Annotated in this window: 24 protein-coding genes, 1 tRNA gene and 1 pseudogene; 19 read left to right on the forward strand and 7 right to left on the reverse strand. The window is 46.0% G+C overall.

What is annotated here, in order from left to right:
* Positions 1–109: 109 nt before the first annotated feature.
* From THEAE_RS0109195 to THEAE_RS23270, 5 genes are read left to right on the forward strand one after another with little or no spacing between them, the layout of a single operon-like run.
* On the forward strand, positions 110–331 hold the full coding sequence (locus THEAE_RS0109195) for a YdbC family protein (protein WP_005585459.1): 222 nt from the start codon (positions 110–112) through the stop codon (positions 329–331).
* A gap of 32 nt (positions 332–363) precedes the next feature.
* Positions 364–1,089, forward strand: a complete 726-nt coding sequence (locus THEAE_RS0109200; RefSeq protein WP_211233495.1) for an SIR2 family NAD-dependent protein deacylase — start codon at positions 364–366, stop codon at positions 1,087–1,089.
* Positions 1,090–1,145: 56 nt separating this feature from the next.
* Positions 1,146–3,425 carry a DEAD/DEAH box helicase gene (locus THEAE_RS0109205; protein WP_028987251.1) on the forward strand — a complete coding sequence of 760 codons (2,280 nt, stop codon included), beginning with the start codon at positions 1,146–1,148 and terminating at the stop codon, positions 3,423–3,425.
* A gap of 2 nt (positions 3,426–3,427) precedes the next feature.
* The gene (locus THEAE_RS20565) at positions 3,428–4,699 is read left to right on the forward strand and encodes a ribonuclease H-like domain-containing protein (protein WP_052329892.1); all 1,272 of its coding nucleotides are present in this window, start codon (positions 3,428–3,430) and stop codon (positions 4,697–4,699) included.
* Positions 4,696–5,043 (forward strand): hypothetical protein, encoded by a 348-nt coding sequence (locus tag THEAE_RS23270; RefSeq protein WP_028987252.1) that lies wholly within the window; start codon positions 4,696–4,698, stop codon positions 5,041–5,043. The genes THEAE_RS20565 and THEAE_RS23270 overlap by 4 nt, the downstream gene beginning before the upstream one ends.
* A 32-nt stretch (positions 5,044–5,075) precedes the next feature.
* On the opposite strand, the pseudogene THEAE_RS23695 reads toward THEAE_RS23270, so the two are convergent.
* The 4 genes and pseudogenes from THEAE_RS23695 to THEAE_RS0109235 form a co-directional block, all read right to left on the reverse strand.
* A pseudogene (locus tag THEAE_RS23695) lies at positions 5,076–5,294 on the reverse strand (TRAP transporter large permease subunit); the annotation flags it as partial.
* On the reverse strand, positions 5,225–5,647 hold the full coding sequence (locus tag THEAE_RS22005; RefSeq protein WP_028987253.1) for a TRAP transporter large permease subunit: 423 nt from the start codon (positions 5,645–5,647) through the stop codon (positions 5,225–5,227). The gene THEAE_RS22005 and the pseudogene THEAE_RS23695, both read right to left, overlap by 70 nt.
* A gap of 360 nt (positions 5,648–6,007) precedes the next feature.
* Complete coding sequence (locus THEAE_RS0109230) at positions 6,008–6,961, reverse strand: SPFH domain-containing protein (protein ID WP_005584708.1); 954 nt, start codon at positions 6,959–6,961, stop codon at positions 6,008–6,010.
* 2 nt (positions 6,962–6,963) lie between these two features.
* A complete protein-coding gene (locus tag THEAE_RS0109235; protein ID WP_028987254.1) occupies positions 6,964–7,407 on the reverse strand; it encodes an NfeD family protein in 444 nt (147 codons plus the stop codon).
* 181 nt (positions 7,408–7,588) lie between these two features.
* On the opposite strand from THEAE_RS0109235, the gene THEAE_RS0109240 reads away from it, so the two are divergent.
* Positions 7,589–7,984 (forward strand): Hsp20/alpha crystallin family protein, encoded by a 396-nt coding sequence (locus THEAE_RS0109240; protein ID WP_005584705.1) that lies wholly within the window; start codon positions 7,589–7,591, stop codon positions 7,982–7,984.
* Positions 7,985–8,059: 75 nt separating this feature from the next.
* Positions 8,060–9,532 (forward strand): M1 family metallopeptidase, encoded by a 1,473-nt coding sequence (locus THEAE_RS0109245; RefSeq protein ID WP_028987255.1) that lies wholly within the window; start codon positions 8,060–8,062, stop codon positions 9,530–9,532.
* 109 nt (positions 9,533–9,641) lie between these two features.
* Here THEAE_RS0109245 and aceA read toward each other — a convergent pair whose 3' ends face one another.
* Together aceA and aceB are read right to left on the reverse strand one after the other, a co-directional pair.
* The gene (aceA, locus tag THEAE_RS0109250) at positions 9,642–10,952 is read right to left on the reverse strand and encodes an isocitrate lyase (protein WP_039944404.1); all 1,311 of its coding nucleotides are present in this window, start codon (positions 10,950–10,952) and stop codon (positions 9,642–9,644) included.
* 81 nt (positions 10,953–11,033) lie between these two features.
* A complete protein-coding gene (aceB, locus tag THEAE_RS0109255) occupies positions 11,034–12,638 on the reverse strand; it encodes a malate synthase A (RefSeq protein WP_028987257.1) in 1,605 nt (534 codons plus the stop codon).
* A gap of 200 nt (positions 12,639–12,838) precedes the next feature.
* On the opposite strand from aceB, the gene THEAE_RS0109260 reads away from it, so the two are divergent.
* The gene (locus THEAE_RS0109260) at positions 12,839–13,042 is read left to right on the forward strand and encodes a hypothetical protein (RefSeq protein WP_028987258.1); all 204 of its coding nucleotides are present in this window, start codon (positions 12,839–12,841) and stop codon (positions 13,040–13,042) included.
* A 159-nt stretch (positions 13,043–13,201) separates the two neighbouring features.
* Here the strand turns inward: THEAE_RS0109260 and THEAE_RS20575 are convergent, their stop codons facing one another.
* Entirely contained in the window at positions 13,202–14,821 is a 1,620-nt protein-coding gene (locus THEAE_RS20575; RefSeq protein ID WP_052329894.1) for an ATP-binding protein, read from the reverse strand.
* A 188-nt stretch (positions 14,822–15,009) separates the two neighbouring features.
* Here THEAE_RS20575 and THEAE_RS0109270 point away from each other — a divergent pair, with 188 nt between their 5' ends.
* The 11 genes from THEAE_RS0109270 to THEAE_RS20580 all read left to right on the forward strand — a co-directional run bounded on the left by THEAE_RS0109270 (position 15,010) and on the right by THEAE_RS20580 (position 24,928).
* Positions 15,010–15,756, forward strand: a complete 747-nt coding sequence (locus tag THEAE_RS0109270; protein ID WP_028987259.1) for an ABC transporter ATP-binding protein — start codon at positions 15,010–15,012, stop codon at positions 15,754–15,756.
* A complete protein-coding gene (locus THEAE_RS0109275) occupies positions 15,753–16,964 on the forward strand; it encodes an ABC transporter permease (RefSeq protein ID WP_028987260.1) in 1,212 nt (403 codons plus the stop codon). The genes THEAE_RS0109270 and THEAE_RS0109275 overlap by 4 nt, the downstream gene beginning before the upstream one ends.
* A 167-nt stretch (positions 16,965–17,131) precedes the next feature.
* The gene (locus THEAE_RS0109280) at positions 17,132–17,332 is read left to right on the forward strand and encodes a cold shock domain-containing protein (protein WP_005582494.1); all 201 of its coding nucleotides are present in this window, start codon (positions 17,132–17,134) and stop codon (positions 17,330–17,332) included.
* Positions 17,333–17,457: 125 nt separating this feature from the next.
* Entirely contained in the window at positions 17,458–17,919 is a 462-nt protein-coding gene (locus THEAE_RS0109285; protein ID WP_005582493.1) for a hypothetical protein, read from the forward strand.
* Between the two features lie 112 nt (positions 17,920–18,031).
* The gene (locus THEAE_RS0109290; protein WP_005582491.1) at positions 18,032–18,973 is read left to right on the forward strand and encodes a DMT family transporter; all 942 of its coding nucleotides are present in this window, start codon (positions 18,032–18,034) and stop codon (positions 18,971–18,973) included.
* 85 nt (positions 18,974–19,058) lie between these two features.
* Positions 19,059–19,145: transfer RNA gene (locus THEAE_RS0109295), tRNA-Leu, on the forward strand.
* A 251-nt stretch (positions 19,146–19,396) separates the two neighbouring features.
* Positions 19,397–21,073, forward strand: a complete 1,677-nt coding sequence (locus THEAE_RS0109300) for a glycoside hydrolase family 13 protein (RefSeq protein ID WP_005582488.1) — start codon at positions 19,397–19,399, stop codon at positions 21,071–21,073.
* Between the two features lie 50 nt (positions 21,074–21,123).
* Complete coding sequence (locus tag THEAE_RS0109305) at positions 21,124–23,430, forward strand: glycoside hydrolase family 31 protein (RefSeq protein WP_028987261.1); 2,307 nt, start codon at positions 21,124–21,126, stop codon at positions 23,428–23,430.
* Positions 23,431–23,509: 79 nt separating this feature from the next.
* A complete protein-coding gene (locus THEAE_RS0109310) occupies positions 23,510–23,935 on the forward strand; it encodes a DUF2621 family protein (RefSeq protein ID WP_005582483.1) in 426 nt (141 codons plus the stop codon).
* Between the two features lie 64 nt (positions 23,936–23,999).
* Entirely contained in the window at positions 24,000–24,443 is a 444-nt protein-coding gene (locus THEAE_RS0109315; RefSeq protein WP_028987262.1) for a hypothetical protein, read from the forward strand.
* A 20-nt stretch (positions 24,444–24,463) separates the two neighbouring features.
* On the forward strand, positions 24,464–24,928 hold the full coding sequence (locus THEAE_RS20580; RefSeq protein WP_005582481.1) for a DUF309 domain-containing protein: 465 nt from the start codon (positions 24,464–24,466) through the stop codon (positions 24,926–24,928).
* The last annotated feature ends 4 nt before the right edge of the window (positions 24,929–24,932 follow it).

The following is a 24,932-nucleotide window of genomic DNA, read 5'->3' on the forward strand; positions in this document are numbered from 1 at the left end:
GTAAAAAAATGCGGGTAGACGGGAGATCGGTGGGGAAGGATGGGAAATCCTCCGCCAGGGAGAAAGAGGTGTGGTATAATCAAAATAAGAGGGAGAAAGGGGAAAAGCAATGGCGGAGATTCGGTACGAAATCATAAAGAGAATCGGCATCCTTTCGGAAGGATCAAAGGGATGGAAGAAAGAGCTGAACCTGATCAGCTGGAATAATCAGGAGGCTAAATACGATATAAGGGATTGGTCACCTGATCATGAAAAGATGAGTAAGGGAATTACCTTAACCAAGGATGAGTTGCTGCTTTTGAGAAAAATTCTGAATGAAATGGACATCTAGCGAGCTTTGAAGATAAGAAAGAGGTGGAGAACATGGAAACTGGGGATCCCTTGAAAATGTTAAAAGAGTGGATATCCGCCTCGCAGAAGACCGTCGTCTTAACAGGGGCAGGCATGTCCACGGAAAGCGGTGTTCCTGATTTCCGATCAAAAAACGGTTTTTATGCCCATTACGATCCGGCAGAGGTAGCCTCCGTAGGGGCGATCGAAAATCATTATGAAACCTTTCATCAATTTTATCAGCGAAGGATTGAGGATTTAAAGAAGGTGAAACCTCATAAAGGGCATGAGATTCTCGCCCAATGGGAGAGTGAGGGGAGGATTCATCTCATCGCAACCCAGAATATTGACCGTCTTCACCAACTTGCAGGAAACCGGAACGTGTATGAACTTCATGGCAACATTCGCACCTTTCGCTGTGCCCGTTGCGATCACCCTGCCGGTGAAGAGAGTTTTTTGGCGGGTAAACGATGCCCGCAGTGTGGAGGCCCTCTACGTCCCAACGTAGTTCTCTTCGGAGAAATGCTTCCCCAGGAGGAATGGAGAAAAACGGTGGAGGAAGCAAGTGAGGCGGATCTCATACTCATCATCGGGACCAGTTTAAACGTTAGTCCGTTTAATCAAATCCCCTTTTACTCCCGTGGTAAGAAAGCATTAATCAACATGGAACCCACACTGCTCGATGATCAACTTGACCTCCGCGTCTTTGGAAAAGCGGGGGAAATTTTATCTCAACTGCATTCGCTTTTGTTGAATTAAGAACGTTTATTCCGTAAAATAAAGAAAAGGAGTTTGCGGGAGAGGAGATAGAGGGAATGAATCGACTTACCGGAAAGGTCTCTTCGATCCAGGAATTAATCGCACTTATCCAAGAGACTCCCTCCATTATGGAGAATATCACCCATTGGCATACCATTCCCCCTAAGGAAGGGAAATATTCCGATATTCCTCCGGAGGTTCATCCTTCTTTGCGGGAAGCACTTCGGAAGCGGGGAATCTCCCGCCTATATCTGCATCAAGCGAAGGCGTACCAAGCCCTTTTGGCGGGTGAAAATATCTTAACGGTTACCCCCACCGCCTCTGGAAAAACATTAAGTTATAACCTGCCTGTCCTCGATCGCATACTTAAAGATGAATCAACCAGGGCCCTTTATTTATTCCCAACGAAATCCCTCGCCTCGGATCAGGTAAGCGAACTTCATGAGTTAATTGGCCTGATGGGGACCGATATAAAAACCCATACCTATGATGGGGACACACCTCCCAATGTTCGACAGGTGATCCGAAATGCCGGACACATTGTCGTTACCAATCCCGATATGCTTCATGGAGCGATTCTCCCCCACCACACCAAGTGGGTGAAGCTCTTTGAAAACCTTGCGTTTGTGGTGATTGATGAGGTGCATAGCTATAGGGGGGTTTTCGGAAGCCATGTAGCCAATGTAATTCGTCGTTTAAAGCGGATTTGCCGCTTCTACGGTTCTTCTCCCCAATTTATTCTCGCTTCGGCCACCATCGCCAATCCAAAGGAACACGGGGAGCGGCTGATCGAAGAAAAGCTCCGGCTCATTGATGAAAATGGTGCCCCTTCCGGGAGGAAGCATTTTCTATTCTACAATCCACCCGTGGTGAATAAGCAGCTCGGCATCCGCAAAAGCAGCCTTTTAGAGACGAGGAAGTTGGCCGGTTTTTTGTTAAAACATGGCTTGCAGACGATCGTGTTTGCCCGCAGCCGAGTGCGGATGGAAGTGCTCCTCACCTATTTATTGGACTTGGTGAAGGATGAATTGGGAAGTAAATCGATACGCGGCTATCGGGGAGGGTATTTGCCCAAAGAGCGGCGGGAAATTGAGCAAGGTTTGCGCAGAGGAGAGATCCGGGGGGTGGTAAGCACCAATGCCTTAGAACTTGGTATCGATATTGGGCAGTTGCAGGCGGTCGTCTTAAACGGCTATCCCGGTTCGATTTCCAGTACATGGCAACAGGCGGGAAGGGCAGGGAGGAGGAACGAAGAATCGATCGCTATCCTGGTTGCGAGCAGCAATCCTCTGGACCAGTATGTGATTCAACATCCGGAATTCTTCTTTCAGGCCAATCCCGAAGAAGCGCGCATCGAGCCGGATAATTTAATACTCCTCGTGGACCATGTGAAATGCGCAGCCTATGAGCTTCCCTTTGAAGAAGGAGAAAGCTTTGGCAAAGAACCGGTGGAAGAGATCCTTACCTTTCTCGCCGAAGAACGGATCCTCCACCGGGTAAAAAACCGATGGTATTGGATGGAGCAATCCTTTCCAGCGCATGAAATCTCTTTACGTTCGGCAGCCCAGGAAAATTTCATCATTATCGACATCACCCACGGAAGCCGGGTGATCGGCGAAGTAGATCGTTTTAGCGCTCCTACGCTCATCCATGAGGAGGCGATTTACATCCACGAAGGGGTTCAATACCAGGTAGAGAAGCTGGATTATGAAGAAAAGAAGGCATATGTCCGGGAAGTTAATGTCGATTATTTTACCGATGCCAATTTGGCCGTTCAACTTCAAGTCCTGCAAATCTTTAAGGAATCGGAAGAGGAGAAAGTAGTTCGTTCTTTTGGGGATGTGACCGTAAATGCGATGGCCACCCTCTTTAAAAAGATTCGCCTCAGAACCCATGAGAACATCGGATCTGGACCGATCCATCTTCCTGAGGAAGAATTGCATACGAGCGCCTATTGGTTTTCCTTAGGAGATGAGTTAACCGATCAATGGTCACCGAATGATCTGCAATATGCCCTCCTCGGTTTAGCCAATGTGATGGTTCATCTGGCTCCTTTATACCTGATGTGCGATCCGAAAGATATTCATGTCGTTCCGCAGGTAAGAGCCATCCATAACAAAAAGCCCACCCTCTTCTTTTACGACCGTTATCCGGGGGGGATAGGGCTTTCGGAAAGGCTTTTCGATCTCCATGAAGAATTGCTGCGCCAGGCGAGGGACCTTATTTCCTCTTGCGGCTGCCTAAGCGGTTGCCCCGCCTGCGTCGGTCCCATTGAAGAGGTGGGACTTCGCGGGAAGGAGCATACCCTTCGTCTTCTTCAGGAGTTGGAGGAATGAGAATGAGTCAAATCAGGGAACGGCTTCATAGATTAAAAGGGGAGAGAAAGATTGAGGAGAGGGAGACCATTCCCCAAGTAGATGAAAAGTCTTCAACTTTTTCCGGCCCTTCGGCGGAAGAATGGACCGGATCGAAAAATGTTAGGGTGCAGGTCGTGGAAAATGAGTTTGGTTCATTCTTACGCCTTCGTCGTCTCCTGCCCTTCCATACGTTGCACGGAAGATATCAACTGGGGGAGTTAACGAGGGTTTTTGATGCTCTTTCTCTCTTATCTCCAGAGATCGGTAAATTAGAAGAATGGCTCTTCTTCGATACCGAGACGACCGGACTAAGCGCCGGTGTGGGAAACTTTCCCTTCTTGGTAGGTACCGCCTATTTTAATCCCCATGAAGTGGTGTTAGAACAATACTTTCTCCGGGATCCTTCCGAGGAGGCGGCTATGCTCTATGAGATGGAACATCTGATTGAATCCCATCCCCATCTCATCAGCTATAACGGAAAGTCTTTTGATTGGCCGCTCTTAAAGAACCGATGGATCCTGTACCGATTTCACCCTACGATAGAACCGAAATCGCATATCGACCTATTATACCCTGCGAGAAGCCTATGGAGAGGTCTTCTTTCCTCCTGCCGTTTAGGGGAAGTGGAAGCGGAACGTCTTGGAGTGAAAAGAATGGAGGACATTCCTGGCCTTTATGTTCCCATCTACTACATGCAGTTTCTGGCGGAGGGGAATCTTCATTTATTAAAAGGTGTGTTTCGCCATAATGAATGGGACTTGTTAACCCTCATCTCTTTTTCCATTCATTTGGCTAAATTGCTTCGCGATGAAGAGAACTTCTTCCACTGGGAAGAAGAGGAGCTGTTTCGGTTAGGAAATTGGTTTGAAGGATTGAAACTCCATCGCTTAGCCGATCGAGCATTTGACACACTTCTTCAACGACCTGAAAACCGAAAACGGTCTTATCTTCACGAAATTGCCCTTGTATATAAAAAAAGAGGAGATTTGGAAACGGCGGTCTCCATTTGGGAAGAGTTGATTCGGCTGCAGGGAAAAGCCTCCTTTGTTCACCAAGGACCTTATGTGGAATTGGCAAAATTTTATGAGCATCGTCGAAAAGATTACGACACCGCCCTTGCCTTTGCTGAAGAAGCTTTCTCTCTTTTACTATCCCGTCGCTCCTTTTTGAAAGCGGGGAAGCAGGACGAAGGGGAATTGGAAGAAATGAAGAGAAGAATGAAACGACTGAAAGAAAAATTGAGGAGAATGTGATTGAAACGTTAAGCCCAGGAAAAAGAGGGAGGCGGTTCCTGGGCTTTTTTATCTTTTTTATTCGGATGAAAGGTTTTTGGGGGTTTTTTGTGTCTGGAAATAATGTTGATATAGAAGAATGCCAACAAACAAGAGCAGACCTGATAAAGAGGAGAGGAGTTCCGGAAGGACGAGAAAGAAGGATCCCCGTTCCGATCAGGAGAAGCCGTAAAAGAATGTGGAGGGGTTTAATCAAGAACCCGATCATGCCTGCTCCAATCGACATCATCCCTAGAGTAGAACTGATGAAGATGAGAATCTCTTCATACCACTCGGTTCCGATCAGGAGCATTTGGGGTGAATAGACAAAAATATAGGGAATAATAAAGGCGGCGATCGCAAGGCGGGTTGATTCTACACCGGTTCGCAAAGGATCACTTTGACCGATTCCCGATGCTGCGAAAGCGGCGAGAGCTACTGGAGGCGTAATGTCGGCAAGGATCCCGAAATAAAAGACGAAGAGATGGGCGGCTAACATGGGAACTCCTAAATGAATGAGAGCGGGTGCAGCGATGGTGGATGTGATGACATAATTGGCCGTAGTAGGGGTTCCCACATACCTAAAATGAGGCTGGCTACCATGGTCATGACCAAAGTAAGAAAAACATTTCCGCCCGCTAAATCAACTAGGCCGTTGGCCACTTTTAGTCCGATTCCGGTGAGGAGAATAACCCCGACGATTATTCCTGCCGCCGTACAGGCGATTGCAACCCCTATGGCCGACCGGGCTCCGTTTTCTAACGCTTCGAATAGACCCCGGATGGTTAAGCGGTTTGGTCCCGGTTGAATCATCCCGATGATCACAGCTACGATAATCGCATAAATGGCGGAGCGGATCGGGCTTAAATTGATGGCCAAAAAGAAGATAATGGCTGCGATAGGAATTAAAAGGTAGATTTTCCTAAGCACTTCCCATGTATCCGATCGAGGAGAGTATGATTCCCGGCTCTTTTTACCAATTCATCATAGAAGAAAAGCCAATAAAGCCCAACGAATCCTCCGACGATGGCCAGAATCAAGTCGTAGAAAGGAATCTTTTTTTCTCCCGTTCCAGTTATTTGTAATAAATTAAAAAAGATAGCTCCTTTCCATAATTCAATATTAAGCGAATACTATACCACTTTTACGTTGGAACCAACGAAAGAATTGCGATTTTTCACGAAACAAGAAAGGAAGATAAACGGGAAAAAAGGTCCCCGAAAGCATATAAAAAAAAGCAGGGGCCCCCTGCGTATGCCCCCGTGCATGCTCCTATTGGTTTTCGTGTGCTTATTTCTGATCCAGCACTTCTTTTGCACCTGCAATCAATCCTAAGAAAGAGGTAGCATCCGTGGGGATAACTAATTTGGTCGCTTGGCCATTGGCCACATTCTCCAAAGCCTCCATGGAGCGAAGCTGTACTACCTCTTTCGTCGGGGCTACCTCTTTGATCGCTTCGTAAACCAATTTTTGTCCTTGGGCCTTTGCCTCGGAAATACGAAGGATCGCTTCGGCTTCCCCCATCGCCCGCAGAACCTGGGATTCCCGATCCCCCTCGGCCCGGCGGATCTGGGCCTCTTTCTCCGCTTCTGCCTCTAAAATCTTGGCGGCCTTTAACCCTTCGGCTTGCAAAATTTTTGCTTCTTTTTCCCCTTGGGCGGTGAGAACCGCTTCACGGCGTATCCGCTCCGCTCTCATCTGCCGTTCCATCGCATCCTGAATATCTCGGGGTGGAAGGATGTTTTTAATCTCCACCCGATTTACTTTAATCCCCCATTTATCGGTCGCTTCATCAAGAACGGAACGCAATTTCGCATTTACCGTATCCCGGGAAGTAAGCGTTTGGTCCAGGTCCAATTCACCCACCAAGTTACGAAGGGTGGTTGCCGTAAGATTTTCAATGGCGGTAATGGGATTGGAGATTTCATATTGATTTCGGATCGGATCCGTAATCTGATAGTAGACAACGGTGTCGATTTGGATGCTCACATTATCCTTCGTAATCATGCTTTGTGGCGGGAAATCTACGACCCTCTCCCGTAAATCCTTGATGGAGGCGATACGGTCGATGAAGGGTATGACCAGATGAATTCCACTGTCCATTAAACGGTGGAATTTCCCAAGGCGTTCAACCACATATACTTCCGCCTGCCGCACAATTCGGACAGAGCGGAAAAGAATGATGATTACGAAGAGCGCAATGAGGAGAACGATCACATTAAAAACGGAGATATAATCATTCATCTTTATAAATCCTCCTTTTCTTTTCCGACGATGAGGGTAACACCCTGAACATCTAAAACCACAATCTTTTCCCCTTCCTTGATCAGGCCGGAGATGGAGCGGCCGCTCCATATTTCACCGCCAATTTTTACTTCTCCTGTTTTTGATTCTTCCAACTCGGTTACCGCATGCCCTTCTTTACCAATTAAAGCGTAAACTCCACTGGGAACATTCGGAGAGCGGCTTCGCCATTTTCGGGTGAGGGGGCGAGTAAAGAGAAGAAGAAGGATGGAACTTATGGAGAAGATCAATAACTGGAAACCGGGTGCAGGGATAAAGAATGCTATGATCCCTGCAGCGAGGGCACTTATTCCGATCCAAAGCAAAATAAAGGTTAAGGTAAAGATCTCAACGGCCAACAGGATAATCCCCAGACTAATCCATAAGAGCGGCATATTCCATCCCATCTTCGATTCCTCCCTTCTTAAAGAATTTTTTCACTTCCTAAGCATACATACGCTTAATCCGCAGGGGCGTTTCATCTTTCTTTCCCTTTCATGGGCATGGGTACAATTTTGATTTTTATTTCATCCTCCCGTGCCGACTCATCATACACTAAACGGAGAATGATGTGAGGAGGGATCTCTTTTGCAAGGGAAGAGACACAGCTTCCCTCAAATTTGGGAGAAGATCGAAAAGGAATGGGAAGAATTCTTGCGAAATGATTTGCCGTCACTTCAAAATTGGGCTTTCGTCGAAGAGAAGATTGAGGTTTCAGATGATGAGGTGAAAGTTTTTATTCACCTGCCGATACCTATCGGAAAGGAACAGGTTCACTTTGATCTGGAAGGAAACATGCTTCGCATCAAGATGGAGGATCGGCAAGAAAGGAGAATAGAAGATGAACGGAGCCATTTTTATCAGATATCAAAACGGTATAAGAGAGAGGAGCGGGTTCTTCAACTACCTGTCCCGGTGAGAAAGGAGAAGAGCAGGGTGGAATGGAGGGAGGGAGGGATATGGATCATTTTTCCTAGGATATGAAGCCTTCTATTCTCCCTTCCTCCACTCTTAGGTATAATATAGAAAAGAGATCGCAGCAAGACTGGGGGAGAAGGAGTGCGTTTTCGCCGAATTTTATCGTTGTTCGTTATATATGTTCTCATAGGCTTGATAACGGTCTACACATCGTTGCTCTGGGTTGGCTTCGTAAGGGAAAAAATCTATTCGGAAGAAATAGATTTTATGAATCCCCAGGGGACAAATGCCTTTACACAAAACGAAGGAGTAGATCCTTCTCCCACGTATACCCATCACCTCTCCTTTCAGCCTGAAAATCGGATTCTTACAGGTGATTCCCTCATTCAGACTTGGAATCGAACCAATATCCCTACCCGGGAAATTCATCTGCAGGTTTTTTTACGAGCTTTTGGTAAAGGGGAGCCTGCGCCGGTCTTTAACGAATTTATGCCGAAGGTTTATCCGGGAGGATTTTCCTATTCTTCTCTGCAATTGACCCAGGTGTTGCTGGATGGAGAACCTGTTCCTTACACCGTGGAAAACGCAGATTTGAAGTTGATCTTACTCAAAGATTGGAAACCGGGTGAGAAAAAGGAGATTCGAATCAGTTGGAAAGCTGAACTGCCTGCCATTCATCACCGGATGGGGAAGGAGGGGGATTCGTTTTGGTTTGGCAATGCCCTTCCCATTTTAGCCGTCTATGATGGGAAGTGGCATTCCTATGCCTATGAGAAGGCGGGTGATCCGTTCTTTTCCCAATTTTCCGATTATCATGTGGAGATCGAATATCCGTCCCGGTATACCCTAATCTCTACCGGTGAGAAAGAGGAAAGAAGCGAAGGGGAGAAGAAAATAGCTAAGGTGCATGCCGAAGGGGTTAGGGAGTTTGCATTTGCCCTCACCGCCCAACATCAGGTGGTCAGCAAACTGACGGAGGATGGGGTGCTGCTCCAATTCTACTACTACAAGTTGTCAAAAAAGGCAGCTCAAGAAGGGTTGGATCAGGCGGAAGAAATGCTCCGCTTTATGAAGAATTTGGTGGGGGAGTATCCGTATAAGCGATTAACCCTTTTTGAAAATGAAATGTTTATCTCCGGAATGGAGTACCCCGGATTGATTCTGCTGGACCGGTCCAAATATAAAGGGGAAACGGTAGTCCACGAAGTTGCCCATCAATGGTTTTACAACTTGGTCGGGAATGATCAGGTCATGGAACCTTGGCTGGATGAAGCGATCGTAACCTATTATACGGATCGCTTCATCCGAGGATCCGGTTTAAACGATTACTATCTCCAAATAAAAAAAAGATGGGAGAAAGATGGGAAGCCAAAGCTTTCTTCGGTGCTGGGGTATACCACCTGGAGTCAATACTATAGGGACATATACCTCTATGGGAGTCTAATGCTTTATGAATTGGAACAGAAAATGGGAAGAGAAAAATTTAACGACTTCATGAAAAAATACGTGGCAGAGTTCCGTGGGAAGATTGCCCATAAAGAAGATTTTATCCGTTTGGCGGAAGAAGTTAGCGGTGTTAACTTAGATTCCTTCTTTTCCAACCGTATCCAATAAAAAGAAGGGAAAGGTAAAATTCCTCCTTTCCCGCTTCCTTTTTATGAACGATATCCTTTTTTAGTTCATTCTGATCTCAATTTGGAGATGTCAACTCGATTTGATCGGACTATTTTACACCGGTAAATTGTTCTTCTTCTGTTGAACCCTTTAAGGCAGTGGTTGATGAAAGACCGCCGGATACAACCAAAGAGACCTCATCAAAATAGCCTGTTCCCACTTCACGTTGGTGACGGGTAGCTGTGTATCCATATTTTTCACTTGCAAATTCTTTTTGTTGCAGGTCGGAATATGCGGCCATGCCCCGTTGATTATAATCGCGGGCCAGTTCGAACATGCTGAAGTTGAGAGCATGGAAGCCGGCCAAGGTGACAAATTGGAACTTATATCCCATTTCCGCGATCTGTTCTTGGAAAGTGGCGATGGTCTTTTCATCCAGTTTCTTTTTCCAGTTGAAGGAGGGAGAGCAGTTGTAGGCGAGAAGCTTGCCTGGGTATTCTTTATGAATGGCATCGGCAAATCTCTCAGCTTCCTCCAGATTGGGTTCGGAGGTTTCTACCCACAGCAGGTCGGCATAAGGAGCATAGGCGAGGCCCCTGGCAATGGCGTTCTCAATTCCTCCTCTGATTTCATAGAATCCTTCAGGGGTTCTCTTGCCGGTAATAAATTCCTGATCCCTCGGATCGATATCACTGGTCAAAAGATGAGCTCCATTCGCGTCGGTTCGTGCCACGAGAAGGGTAGGAACCCCCATCACATCGGCGGCAAGTCTTGCGGCAGTCAGGTTACGGATGGCGTGAGAGGTGGGAATGAGAACCTTCCCCCCCATGTGGCCGCATTTTTTTTCGGAAGAGAGCTGGTCTTCAAAATGAACACCTGCGGCGCCCGCTTCGATCATTGCTTTCATCAGTTCAAAGACGTTAAGCGGCCCACCAAAACCGGCTTCAGCATCTGCAACGATGGGGGCAAACCAATAGGTATCCCCTTTTCCCTCAACGGTTTGAATCTGGTCGGCCCGTTGAAAGGCTTGATTGATTCTCTTCACCACGTGGGGAACGCTGTTGGCAGGGTAAAGGCTTTGATCCGGATACATTTGCCCCGCGAGGTTCGCATCGGCAGCCACCTGCCACCCGCTTAAATAAATGGCCTTCAGTCCGGCTTTTACCATCTGAACGGCTTGGTTGCCTGTCAATGCTCCCAGGGCACGGATAAAGGGTTCTTCATGCAGCAGTTTCCAAAGACGGTCTGCCCCGAGGCGAGCTAAAGTATATTCAATTTTCACGGAACCTTGAAGACGGATCACGTCCTCCGCCTTATATTCCCGTTTAATTCCAGCCCAGCGGGGGTTTGTTTCCCATTCTTTCTGTAGTTCTTCCGCCTCTTTCTCCACATTCCTCTTCAAGGTGTAATCCAACGTCATCATCCATTCTCCTCTCCAATCTTTTTTGTGAAAGAAAACACGTAACGAATGTAATCAAGTGGGCATTATGCGAAAGAAAAATTAATCCAAGAGCTCATATCCAGGGAGGGTGAGGAACTCAACGAATTCATCTTTCAACGAAATATCCCGGATCAGCTGCAATGCCTCTTCATAACGTCCATGGGCAAATGTTTCCGCTCCAACCTGTTCTTTGATTTTACCCATTTCTTCGGCGGCAATTTGTTCAAATAGCTCAGGAGTTACCTTTCGACCATCGGATAAAATTCCCTTCGGATGGTGAATCCATTGCCAAATTTGGGCTCTGGAAATCTCAGCCGTAGCGGCGTCTTCCATCAGGTGAAAGAGGGGGACACTACCTGTACCGTTTAACCAGGCAGCCATGTACTGGACGGCTACATTCACATTGGTCCGCAATCCTTGTTCTGTGATTTCTCCCTGGGGAAGTTGCAATAAATCTTGAGCTGCAACCGCAACATCTTCCTGTTTCCGATGGATTTGGTTTTTCTGAGGCATATGTTCATCAAAGACCGATTTAGCCACGGGAACGAGTCCGGGATGAGCGACCCATGTTCCATCATGACCATCGGTCGCTTCCCTTAACTTATCTGCCCTTACTTTGGCAAATGCTTCTTCATTGGCGGCTGGGTTATTCTTAATCGGAATCTGGGCAGCCATTCCGCCAATGGCATGGGCATGGCGGCGATGGCACGTTTTTATGGCGAGAAGGGAATAAGAGCGCATGAAGTGAGTCGTCATGGTAACTTGGGCACGATCTGGGAAGATCACATCAGGGTGATTGCGGAATTTTTTGATAAAGCTAAAGATGTAGTCCCAGCGTCCGCAGTTTAAACCGGCTGCATGCTCTTTTAATTCGTATAGGATCTCATCCATTTCAAAAGCGGCAAGGATGGTTTCGATCAAAACCGTCGCTTTAATCGTTCCTATAGGAATATTCTTTTTTTGTTCAGCGAAAAGGAAAATCTCATTCCAAAGCCTAGCTTCCAGATGGGATTCCATCTTTGGAAGGTAGAAATAAGGACCCGTACCGTTTTTCAAAAGCTGATCTACATTATGATAGAAATAAAGAGCAAAATCGAGAAACCCACCGGGGATCGGTTTTCCATCGACGAAGATATGTTTTTCATCGAGGTGCAATCCCCGGGGACGTACGATGAGCGTAGCGATCTTAGGATTGAGGCGATACTCTTTCCCTTCAGGACTGGTAAAGGTAATTTTTCGGTTTACCGCATCTCTTAGGTTTAACTGTCCTACGATCATGTTTCTCCACGTTGGGGAGGTGGCATCCTCAAAGTCTGCCATAAAGACGTTGGCCCCGGAATTTAAAGCGTTAATAATCATTTTTCGATCTACCGGACCGGTGATCTCTACACGACGATCCTGAAGATCATCGGGAATGGGAGCAATTTTCCAATCCCCTTCCCTTATCTCCTTTGTTTCCGGGAGAAAGTCAGGCATCTTCCCCTGATCGATCTCCGTCTGTCTCTTTTGGCGTAAAGCCAGAAGTTCATCTCGCCTGGGTCGAAAACGGCGTACCAGTTCTTCTACAAAAGATAACGCCTCTTCCGTGAGAATTTCGGAGAACCCGGGATCGTATGGTCCTTTCACTTCAATCCCTGTGGCTTTCCTTTCCGTTTCCGTTTCCATCTCTCCACCCTCCTTGTTATAATATAGAACGGACTGTAATCCTATTATACTATTACACACCATTCCCTTGTCAATCCTTTGTTGTATAAAAAATTTAAAATGAACATCTGTGATATAACAAAATAAGCTCTTTTCTTAGGGAAAAGTCTGTGCTATAATCATTGAAACCAACTTCACTGGTTTTTGAAAGGGTGATCGAAATGGGAACGGTTGTTTATCGTTTTCGTTCATTAAGCGATACCTTTGAACAACGCTTTTCTACCATTAAACTTGCGATGAGAAAGGCTTATCTTGATTGGGTCTATAAAAGGTATCAGCCGGAAGAGATGGTTTTTGACGGAAAGCGTTTCTCCTTTGTAGAAATGAAAAGCTACTGGGAGAAAGAAGGGTGGAATCATCTTTAAGACAAAAGGGATGATCTTGAAATAGGGCAAGAGAAAGGACCTGCCATGAGGGCAGGTCCTTTCTCCGTAATCCGTCATTCCTTTCATCGAACCTTTTTCTATTGGGTTCGTGCCATTAGCCTGTTAAGGGATGCCCATGGGGAAAATAAAAATCCCTCATCATGTTTTCTGAAGAGAAACGGGGAGAAGAATTGTGACGGTTGTCCCCTTGCCCGGCTCCGATTCGAATTGGAGTTCGCCTCGGTGAGCGCGAACGATCTGAAAGCAGACGGTTAACCCTAGCCCGGTACCTTTTTCTTTCGTGGTATAAAACGGTTTTCCCAAACGAGAAAGAAGTTCGGGAGCAATTCCTACTCCTTCGTCACGAATAGAGATGCGAATCATGTCCTGATTTGCCATCTCCACGATGATGTGGATATTCCCCCCGTGCGGCGTGGCATCGATGGCATTTTTAATGAGATTGATAAATACTTGTTTTAATTGATTTGCCTCACAGTACATCGGCTCCACAGAAGAGAGTGTTTTTAAGGAAATTTCAATTCCTTTTAGATTTCCCTCGGTCCGAAGGAGTGAGATGACTTCGGATAGAAGGACTACGATGTCTTGTTTACGATATTGAACCATCTGAGGCTTGGAAAGTAGGAGCAGTTCGCTCGTCACCAGATTAATCCGCTCTAATTCTGCCAGCATAATGGGAATGTATTCTTTTGTTTCACCCCCTTCCTCCATCAATTGGAGGAATCCTTTTAAAGATGTGAGGGGATTGCGGATTTCGTGAGCGATCCCTGCTGCCAATTGACCGACCATAGAGAGCTTGTCCAGATTTCTAATCTCTTCTTCCGTTTTTTTTCTTTCGGTAATATCCCGGAAGACGAGGAGAATTGCCTTCCCACCCTGATAATGGATTGCCCTCCCGTTCATTTCTACAAAGTGGGGCATACCTTCCTCTCTCTTAATGAGGAGCTCTTCCAACTCAGGTTCTTTTCCTGCTTCGATTTCTTCCAATTTCTTTAGCAAGGAGGCTTTGCTCTCCTCATTTAATTTTTCAAGTATGGACGATCCTAACAATCGGTGATGATCGGATGTAGAAAAGAGATAACCCGCAGACGGACTGGCATAAAGGATTTCTCCGTTCTTTCTCACAACCAAAAGAGCGTCAGGAATAATCGAAATGATCTTCTCCAACTGCTCCTCCGCTTCCCTTAAGGCAATATCGGCCAGCTTGCGATGGAATTGATCCGCAAAGAGTTTGTGAAGACCAATTCCTGCCACTAGATAAGTGAGAAAGTGAGAAAGGCCGATTTTGCTCATGATGTCTGAGCCAATGGGCAGGATGAGAATCGTTCCGAAACTAACGATCCAATTTAGGAGAAAGAGCGGGTAAAAATGTTTCCGGTTAAAAAAATCGAGCCCCCCTGAATAGCCAATTAGTCCGATGATCGTCGGTGCGGCAATCCCAAACAAGATTCCTGGAATCATACCCGCACCGGATAGAACGATGCGATAAGAAGCGACGAGGATGAGAACGGGAATGGCAATGCGGTATCCTCTAAGAAAAGAAAGAATAAATAGAGGAAGCATGCGAAGGTCAAAAAAGTACCCGTCATAAAGGAAAGATTCAAACATGAGAACGACAAGGAGAGAGATGGAAAAGATACGTAAAACGTCGAACAAAGGTCTCCTTTTTGGTTTTGCTCTAGCTTCCAGCTCGTCAATTTGATTAAGAATGAGATAAAGAAAGAGGATATTTGCCAGGTTGTCTAGAAAATGAGTAAACATGGAATCCCTCATTGTAAAAAAGTATCTATACTCTTAAAGTATTCTTGACCTTTGTCGAATTTTCCTTCTTTCACCAATACATCTTAAAAAATTCATTTTTGTTGGGCACCGAAAACGGGATTTTCGATTGATCGTTTATTTTTTGAACTATATAATGGTGATGACTCGCAAGGAGGAAGGTTTGGAAGATGGGTGATCTTTTAGATGTGGAAGGAATAACGGGAGGCTACTCATATGAATATCCGGTTCTCCATCACGTCTCCTTTTCGGTAAAGAAAGGAGAGATTGTTGCTTTATTGGGATTAAACGGAGCCGGTAAAAGCACGTTAATTAAACATATCCTCGGTTTCCTAAAACCTTTTAAAGGAAAAATAACGATTGATGGAAAGCATATAGATGAAAATCCCCAGGAATACCGGAGAAAATTTGCATATATTCCTGAAATGCCCATCTATTACGAAAATTTAACTCTTGGGGAACATCTTCGATTTGCAGCAAAGGTTTATGGTCTGACCGATGAGGAGGTTAAGGATCGCCTTCCTCGCCTTTTAAAAGAATTTAACATGGAAGGGAAGGAGGAGTTATTCCCCTCCTTCTTCTCAAAGGGAATGAAGCAAAAGATGATGATCATGGCGGCCCTGCTCGTCAGGCCTGCTCTTTATGTGATCGATGAACCGTTATTAGGGCTTGATCCCTTGGGGATCAGGTCCCTCCTACAGGCCTTGGTTGTGGAAAGGGAGAGGGGAGCAGGGATTTTCATGTCTACGCACATCCTCTCAACGGCCGAACGGTACTGTGATCGTTTCCTCATTCTTCATCAGGGAAAATTGATCGCGTCGGGAACTCTTCAGGAATTGCGAAGGGGGGTAGGAGCCCCCCATGCTTCCTTGGATGAGATTTATCTCCAGTGGATTGAACGGGGAGAAGAGAAATGAATCGTCGTTTTTTTTCGCATCTATGGTTGGAACGTTTTCAGCAATGGAGCCGGGAGCGGTTCATAGAATGGAGGGGAATTGCGAACGGATTTCTTTTTCTACCCATCTTCCTTTTCATGATGGCTCTTTATTACTATCCTTTGTTTTTAAAAGGGCTGCCGGAATCGGCTCCAATCTCCCCCCTCCTTGCTTTCCTCTTTTCTCTGAGTACCGCAACAGGAAGGATCCGATATTTTGTTCATCCTGCGGATCTTTCCTTTCTCCCCGCCTCAGAGGCGGAACTAGGGGGGTATTTCCGCCGCTCTTTTTTTCTTGCCTGGGGATTGCACGCCCTCTTTCTAATGCTGCTTTTTGTGGTATCCTTACCTCTTTTAATCCATCATATGTCGAACAAAGGCTTTCAACTCGGGGCATTTCTTCTTCTTCTGCTTTTTCTGTTAAAAGGATGGAGTCTTTATCTCTATAGTTTGGAAGTGCGCTATCAAAACCGACAAAGGAAAGATTTATCTTTTGTTCTCAGGTTTTTCGTCGCATTTCTCCTCCTTTGGGGCTTAATGGGTGGAATGCCCCTCCTGCTCTGGTCCGGAGGCGTAGCCCTTCTTCTCACCACCCTTTATTATTCCCTTTCTTTACGCACGAAAGCGATCGCATGGTCCGCTCTACTTCAGGAAGAGGAAAGGTTAAATCTGGCTTATGCCAGAAGAGTGGGAGCCTTTGTCGACGTGGGAGGAATCGCTCCTGCATTTAAGAACAGAAGGAGTGTAACCCGTCTCGTGAAAAGGGTATTTCCCCTCGATTCATTTCCTTATTTTTCATTCCTGCTCCTGCAATGGACGAGGGGGGATGGGTTTGGCATGTTCTTCCGCCTTTTTGCCGTAGGACTCCTTTTCCTATTCTTTTTTCCCTCTCCGTGGGTAGCGATGGGGGAAATGGTTACGGTAACGCTATTAAGCCTCCTTCAATTGGATTCGTTTTTTCAAACGATAAAGCGGAAGGCTTTTCTTCCTATTGTACCGATCGATCAAAAAGGGCTTAAGGAGGGGATGTTTTGGGCGGGAAAATTTCTTCTCACTTTGTTTGTCCTTATAACCACCATTCCCGCTATCCTCTTTTATCCTTTTCAACTTCTCCAGCTGTTAGGCTTCGAAGGAATTGCTTACGCAGTGGGATGGTGGAGGTTAACCAAGAGACTTGAGAAAAACGGTTAAACGTTGGAAGAGATTTATTGCTTTCTCAAGTCTCCTTTGGTATAATTAAAGTCGAATTAAAAAGTGGTAAGACTGAAACATGTATGGCCTCTTGGATTACAAGAATGGCATTTCAGGTTTGCAGGCTTCGCTTTTTAATGGAATGTTTATTAAAGGAGGCCATATTCATGGTTGGTAAAGTAAAATGGTTCAATGCTGAGAAGGGGTATGGGTTTATCCAAACGGAAGAAGGCGGAGATGTATTTGTTCACTTTTCCGCAATTCAGGGAGACGGATATAAGACCCTTACGGAGGGGCAATCGGTTGAGTTCGACATCGTTCAAGGTAATCGTGGTCCCCAAGCTGCCAATGTTGTGAAACTTAGCTAATCGACACGCGATAAAAGGCATCTCCACAAGGGGATGCCTTTTTAAATATGTTTTGTTTTTGTTATAGGGGCTCCCTTTCCTGTATATACTGATACTAATGTAAAATCATTCGGGGTGCGTATCAGATGGAGGGAGTTTACCATCTTCAACCTAGTTTTAACGAATTTCGAGTCTTTTTTAATGAAAAGGCTCTGGAAATTAGGCCTAATATGGTGATCCGGGATTATGAATGGTTTCCCAAAGGAAAAGAAGATTTTTTTTTGGTTCGTTATGGGGGAAATAACGCCCTTTATGGAGGGATTAATCGGCAAACAGGTGCGCTTCAGGAGTTGGCTTTGATCCGGGAGAAAGATGGATCAAGCAATGCCCGTTTAGAAATGATGGTGGGTTCCATTCTCATCCTGGAAGGACTCCGATTACGCTTGTCCATGCCGGAAAAGAGCCGCCTCTTTGAACAGTTAGGCCTCGTCGGCAAAAGGGATGGAACGGAAAAACGGGAACGTGTCGCCCATTGGGGGAACATGACCTTGCGGCATTATAGCACCGAAGGTCCTGGCTTTTATGCTTTTTTTCTCCAATATCGCTGAAAGGAACGTAAGCAAGGAAAATCCCATGATTTTAACGAATCATGTAAATGGAACGCTAAAAAGGAATGGATAAACCAGAGAGAGAAAAAGGTTAAAAGATGGGGGATGTAGGATGAAAAGAAGGGAACAGGTTATGGGTAGCCTGGCTGTCTTGTTGGCAGCCAGTTTTTATGGGGTGATGAGTCCTATTGTGAAGGGGGCGTACGGAGAAGGGCATACGTTTCCGCAAATTACTTTTTCTCAATTTTTTTATGCTACTCTCTTTTATCTCCCTTTCTTTTTATGGCGTATGGGGAAGGTGAAGATACCTATCAGAGAAGGGGTATGGCTTTTTTTTGTTGGGGTCATAGGATTAGGAGGAACAAGCCTTTTCTATTATGCTTCTCTCCAATATCTGCCGGCCTCCATCTCACTCATTCTCTTATTTCAATTTGTCTGGATAGGTCTTCTCATGGATCGATTATTTTTTAAGAAGAAAGGATCCCCCTTACAACTTTTTTCCGTATTGATCGTTTTGTTGGGAACCTTTTTTGCGGTTCCTTTATCCTATGAAGGTGGAGGGATTTATCTGCCCGGCTTCTTGTTAGGCTTAGCTGCAGCCGTAAGCTACTCCTTTTTCCTCATCGGCACCTCTCATATTTCTCACCATATGGAAGGGTGGTTTAGGAGCGCATGGATGGTGATCGGCGCCATGACCGTGATCGGTCTCATCTTTCTCACGTACGTTCCATTGCAGGAGTTAAATCCCTTTGGCGGCATGACGAAATGGGGACTTCTACTTGGCCTATTGGGTCAGGTCTTTCCTCCCCTCCTCTTTTCCTACGGAGCTCCGAAGATCGGAGGGAGTCTTACTTCATTGCTTGGTTCCATGGAACTGCCGGTTGGGCTCTTGGCTGCATTCTTTCTGCTCAAAGAAGAGATCAACCTCGTACAATGGATGGGGATTCTCCTTATTTTCTCAGGAATTCTTCTTACCCAGCTTGAACAGTTCATAAACGGAAAGGGGCAAGGGAGGATTCCTTATAGAAGGAAAACTCATGGAGAAAATGGGTAACGGATGGGATGCACGGTTTTCCTAAAAAAACCATTGCAACGCGGATTGATTCGTGGTATAGTAAATATCGCTTGATTCGTTTTTTGCGGGTGTGGCGGAACTGGCAGACGCACTAGATTCAGGGTCTAGCGCCTTTACGGGCGTGGGGGTTCGAATCCCTTCACCCGCACCATACAGGGCAGTTGAACTCCAAATGGTCTGGAGTTTTTTTATTGATAAGTTTATTTCACCGCAGGATGATAAGACCGATTCCAGACGTTGAAATGATTGCAAGAAAATCTTTAGCAACAGGTGTTGTTCTCTAGGGGCAGTTAAGACGGCTGCCTCTTTCTTTATGCGTAAAGCTCCTTTTTCTCTTTCCCGCGAAAATGTTATAATACCCTTGTTTATTTAAGATTTCATCACCCTACGGAGGGAATGGGAATGGAAAGAAAATGGTGGAAGGAAGCGGTTGTTTATCAAATTTATCCCCGAAGTTTTATGGATTCGAATGGAGACGGAATCGGAGATCTGAAGGGAATTATTTCGAAGCTTGACTATTTAAAGGAACTGGGGGTCGATGTGATCTGGCTTTCCCCGGTATACGAATCTCCCAATGACGATAATGGTTACGATATTAGCAATTATCAAGCGATCATGAAGGAATTCGGTACGATGGATGATTTTGATGAGCTGTTGAAAGAAGTGCACAAACGGGGAATGAAGCTTATGATGGATCTCGTCGTGAATCATACTTCCGACGAACATCCATGGTTTCAACATTCCCGGGATTCGAAGGAGAACCCGTATCGTAATTTTTACATCTGGAGAGCGGGCAAAGGGGGAAAGGAACCAAACAATTGGGAGTCTGTGTTCGGTGGTTCTGCATGGGAGTTTGACGAAAGGACAGGGGAGTATTACTTGCATCTCTTCAGTCGTAAACAACCGGATCTCAATTGGGAGAATGAAGCGGTTAGACAACACGTATATGAAATGATGCGATGGTGGTTGGATAAGGGCATCGACGGGTTTCGCATGGATGTGATTAATCTTCTGTCTAAGGTGCCCGATTTGCCGGACGGCATCCCTGCGCCGGGAAAGAAATATGCTTCCCCCTTCGATTACGTGGCCAATGGTCCGAAGATTCATGACTACTTGAAGGAGATGTCGGAGAAGGTCCTCTCCCATTATGATTTGATCACCGTGGGAGAGACACCGGGGGTAACTCCCGAGGAGGCTAAGCTTTATGTGGGAGAGGATCGAGGCGAATTGCAAATGGTTTTTCAGTTTGAGCATATGGATTTAGATAGTGAAGGGAGCAAATGGAATGTAAAACCCTGGAAGCTTACCGATTTAAAAAAGGTGATGAGCAAGTGGCAAAAAGAACTGGACGGAATAGGCTGGAACAGTTTGTATCTCAATAACCATGACCAACCTAGACTCGTCTCTCGCTTTGGCGATGATGGAAAATACCGCGTGGAGTCGGCGAAGATGCTGGCCACTTTTTTACATACGCTTCAGGGAACCCCTTACATCTACCAAGGGGAAGAGATTGGGATGACCAACGTCCGGTTTCCTTCCATTGATGATTATCGGGATATTGAAACCCTAAACATGTATCATGAAGCAGTCGTGGAGCGGGGAGAAGATCCTAGGAAGGTGATGGAGAGCATTTATGCAAAAGGAAGGGATAATGCCAGAACACCGATGCAGTGGGATGACTCGCCCCATGCCGGATTTACCACAGGAACGCCATGGATTCAGGTGAATCCGAATTATAGGGAGATCAATGTAAAAAAAGCGTTGGCTGAGGAAGATTCCATCCTTCATTACTATCGGAAGTTGATCCGCCTGCGCAAGGAATATCCCATCATCATTTACGGCAGTTATGAGCTTCTGCTGCCTGAGGACGAAGAAATTTATGCGTATTTAAGAAAATGGGAAGGCATGAAGCTCCTCACGATACTTAATTTTAAAGGAGGAACTCCGGTTTTCTCATTTCCGGACGGACTTTTCTCGGACAGGGCAAAATTGCTCATCAGCAATTATCCCGTTAATGAAGTTGAAAGTTTACAAAGGGTTAAGCTTCGCCCTTATGAAGCGAGGGTTTATCTTTTTTAAATGCGCGACGTAAAGAGAAAATGAGGATGTATTAGAAAGGGAGGATTTGTTTGTATAAGTTGGAACAATGCAGCGAAGTAAGCATGAATCCCAAATCGATCGAGCTGGTCTATCCATCTCAGGCCAAGATAAAAATCACCTCTCCCCATCGCGGTATCCTCCATTTTCAGGTGATCCGAATTACGCCTTGGAGTGAAGATCAGGCGGAATCTTCTTATTCCGTCCTTGATGAAGACCCCTTGCTTCTCGAAGCGGAGGATCAGGAGGAAATTCTAGTGATCCAAAGTGGGGAAGGATGGGTTCGTATTCATAAGAATCCCTTTCATGTGGAGTTATATTCTCTGAGTGGGGACTTGCTGTTAACGGGGAGAAATCCTCATATCTTGTTGGACGGCTGGCGCTCCCGCCTCCACTTTTCTTTTCAAGAGGGAGAAAGAATTTATGGTTTGGGAGAATGGGAGATCGAAGAAGAGGGGATGAAATTGGATCACAGGGGAAGGATCCGTCACGTGTGGAACAATCACCTTCCCGCCCCTTCCCGTCTACTTCTCCCGATCCTCTATAGTTCTAAAGGTTTTGGGCTCTTTATTGATAATCCTTGGCCTGCCCGATTTGATTTCGGGGTGGAGGATGAGGAGGGATGGTTTTATGAATCGGAAGGAGGAAACCTCTCCTATTATCTATTCCTCGGTGAAAATTTGAAAGAACTGGTACGGAAATACCATCTCCTCACCGGAAGACCCCCCATACCCCCCCGATTCGCCTTTGGTTACCTTCAATCGAAGTTTGGTTATAGGACCCGACAGGAGGTGGAAGAGTTAGCTGCGACTTTTCGACAAAAAGGGATCCCTTGCGATGCGATCATTTTAGATCTCTATTGGTTTAAAAAAATGGGGGACCTTCAATTTAATCGGGATGCTTTCCCCCATCCGGAAGAGATGGTGGCACGACTAAGGGAGATGGGCTTCCATGTGATTCTTATCGAAGAGCCTTATGTCGTTAAAGAGAGCCGCCTTTACCCGGAAGGGAATCGACTGCAAATTTTTGGCAAGAAAGCGGATGGGACAACCTATCTTTTTCCCTTTTGGGCAGGGGAATCGGCGTTGGTTGATTTTACCGATCCCCTCGCCAAACAGTGGTGGGCTGACCGACACAAAGACCTTATAAAGATGGGGGTGGGGGGATGGTGGACCGACCTTAATGAACCGGAGGTTCATCCCATTGATATGATTCATCACGACGGCCCCGCCCATAAGGTTCATAATATTTATGCCCTGGAGATGCAAAAGGCGGTAGCCCTCGCCTATGAACAGAATGCGCCGGATCAACGTCTTCTCATAATGAGCCGCTCTGCGTGGTCGGGCAGCCATCGTTACGGAGTAGGAGTTTGGTCCGGGGATGTGTCGACCACGTGGGATCATCTGCGAAAACAACCAGGTTTGGCGTTAAGCATGTCGCTGGCAGGCATTTCTCTGTGGAACAGCGACATCGGTGGATTTACAGGCGATGAGCCGTCGGCTGAACTATTTCTTCGCTGGATTCAATTTGGAACCTTTACTCCCCTCATGCGCCCACATGGGGCTCATCAGGCCAGAGAGCCTTGGGCTTTTGGCGAAGAAATGGAAAGGAAGATCCGTAAGTTTATTGAACTTCGATATCGTCTCCTGCCGTATATCTATTCCTTGGCCTATATAGCGTTTGATGCAGGACTTCCTTACATGCGCCCCCTGATCATGGAGGATCCTACAGATTTGGAAGCTGCTGATATGGAAGAGACCTATCTGTTCGGCCCCCATCTGCTGGTTGCGCCGATCCTGGAGGAAGGATCCAGGAAGCGTACTCTCTATCTTCCAAAAGGAAAGTGGTTTCACTATTGGTCCGATGTAGAAGTGGAAGGGGGGAGATGGATTGAGGTGGAGGCTCCTCTGGAGGAGATTCCCTTGTTTGTCCGAGCAGGGGCAATTCTTCCTTTCCTTCCGGTCATGCAGCATACGGAAGAAGAGAAATGGAAGGAACTTCACCTTATCGTCTACCCTGGAGAAGGAAGCGGGATCCTCCTCTATGAAGATGATGGAAAAACCACCGAATATCAAAAAGGGAGTTACCGCCTTACCCGTTACCGCATGGAGATTTTGGGCAAAAACCTTTTGATCGAGATTTATCCGGCGTATGATCGGCTGGAAGACGGGATCAAGGATCGGGAATGGACCATTGAGATTCTCCTTCGTCGTCCTCCTGCACATCTTTTTGTAAATAATGAAGAATGGAATACATTCCTCTATAAAGAGGGCAGACTCATTTTACCGCTAGGCTTGCGAAGCGTCGATCAATCCATTACCCTTCTGATCCAAGGATAAGGCGATGTAGGCTGTCCGACGCCATCCTTCTATGGTATACTATCGCCAAAAGGAAAATGATTGAGAAAGAGGAATCGGCATGACCGGGATCTTCGGATGGTTTATTCTTTTTTGGATGTTTTTTTTAATCGTTACGATATCGATCGGTGGATATTTCATGTTTCGAAAATTCCTTAAGGGGATGCCGAAGAAGGATGGCATGTCTACGCTGGATTGGCAGGAATATTATATAAAACAGAGCTTGCCGCTGTGGAATGAGGAAGGGAAGGCGCTTTTGAACAAGTTGGTTGCGCCTGTCCCTTCTCCGTTCCGGGAAGTGGCAAAGCAAACGATTGCGGCAAAAATCGGTGAACTGGCGTTGAGAGAAGGAGCAGGTGAGATCGATACCGACCTGATCATCCGGGGCTATATTATGGCTACCCCGAAACGGGATCATAAATGGTTAAAGAACTATCTGGATCAGGAAGGCATCGACTATTCCCGATATACCGGCCTGCTTCGGTAGGTTCGGCAGGAGTACCCCCCGTATCAACAACCCTTTTATTCAGATCTAGAAAGGATTATAAACGATGATCGGTTATCTTTATCCTTGGCTTCTTTTTTTTCATGTTTTTAGTGTGATCCTTTCCATCGGGCCTTATTTTATCCTGTTCCCTCTTCTCCGACGTCTCCAGGAAGCCTCTCATGAAGAATTGGAGCATCATCTTTTTGTCTTTCGCTATGTCGTTTGGATCTCTAAGCATGCAGGCCACCTTTTGGTAGTGACGGGGGTGTTATTGTGGTGGTTGGGGGGATACCGCTGGAACACATCTTGGATTCTGATCCCCATCTTTATTCTCCTGTCTGCTCTTTTCTTCCTGGCAAGAGCCTTTTCCCCAACAATCAAGGCGATACAGGAAGGAAAGATCGATCGCCGGGAAGCGGTCGGCAAACTGCGCTTTTCCCTTTATGCCTACCTCGTCATTCTTCTTGCCTCTCTATGGTTTATGATTGCAAAACCCACTTATTGGTAACGATTGAGGAGAGGGTGACGATGTATCCTAAGCCCTATTTAAATTATCTGTTTCATTTTTTTTGTACCCGCGATTACTTTGAATGCCATGAAATAATGGAAGAATATTGGAAAAGTGTGGGGAAGAAGAGAGATGTTTGGCTCGCACTCATTCAATTGGCCGTTTCTCTCTACCACCATCGGCGTGGAAATTTCTCCGGCTCCGTGAAAATGTTAGATTCTTGTTATACCTTATGTCGAAATATATCCTTTTCGGAAACAGGCATTGATCAACAAGGTTTTCTTGTTCTCCTGAGAGAAAAATTAGAAGAAATGAAAAGAGGGGAGGCTTATCGCCCCTTCCATATTCCTTTTTCCGACCCCTCCTTACTGAAGGAGATTTACCTGCATTGCGCACGCTTATCAATAGATCCGGATCAGATGGAGAGGGAAGAAATGATTATAAATAAACATCGATTTCAAAAAAAGAAAAAAGGGGGAGGTTAATCTG

The organism is Thermicanus aegyptius DSM 12793 (genome assembly GCF_000510645.1).
Taxonomy (GTDB): Bacteria; Bacillota; Bacilli; order Thermicanales; family Thermicanaceae; genus Thermicanus; species Thermicanus aegyptius.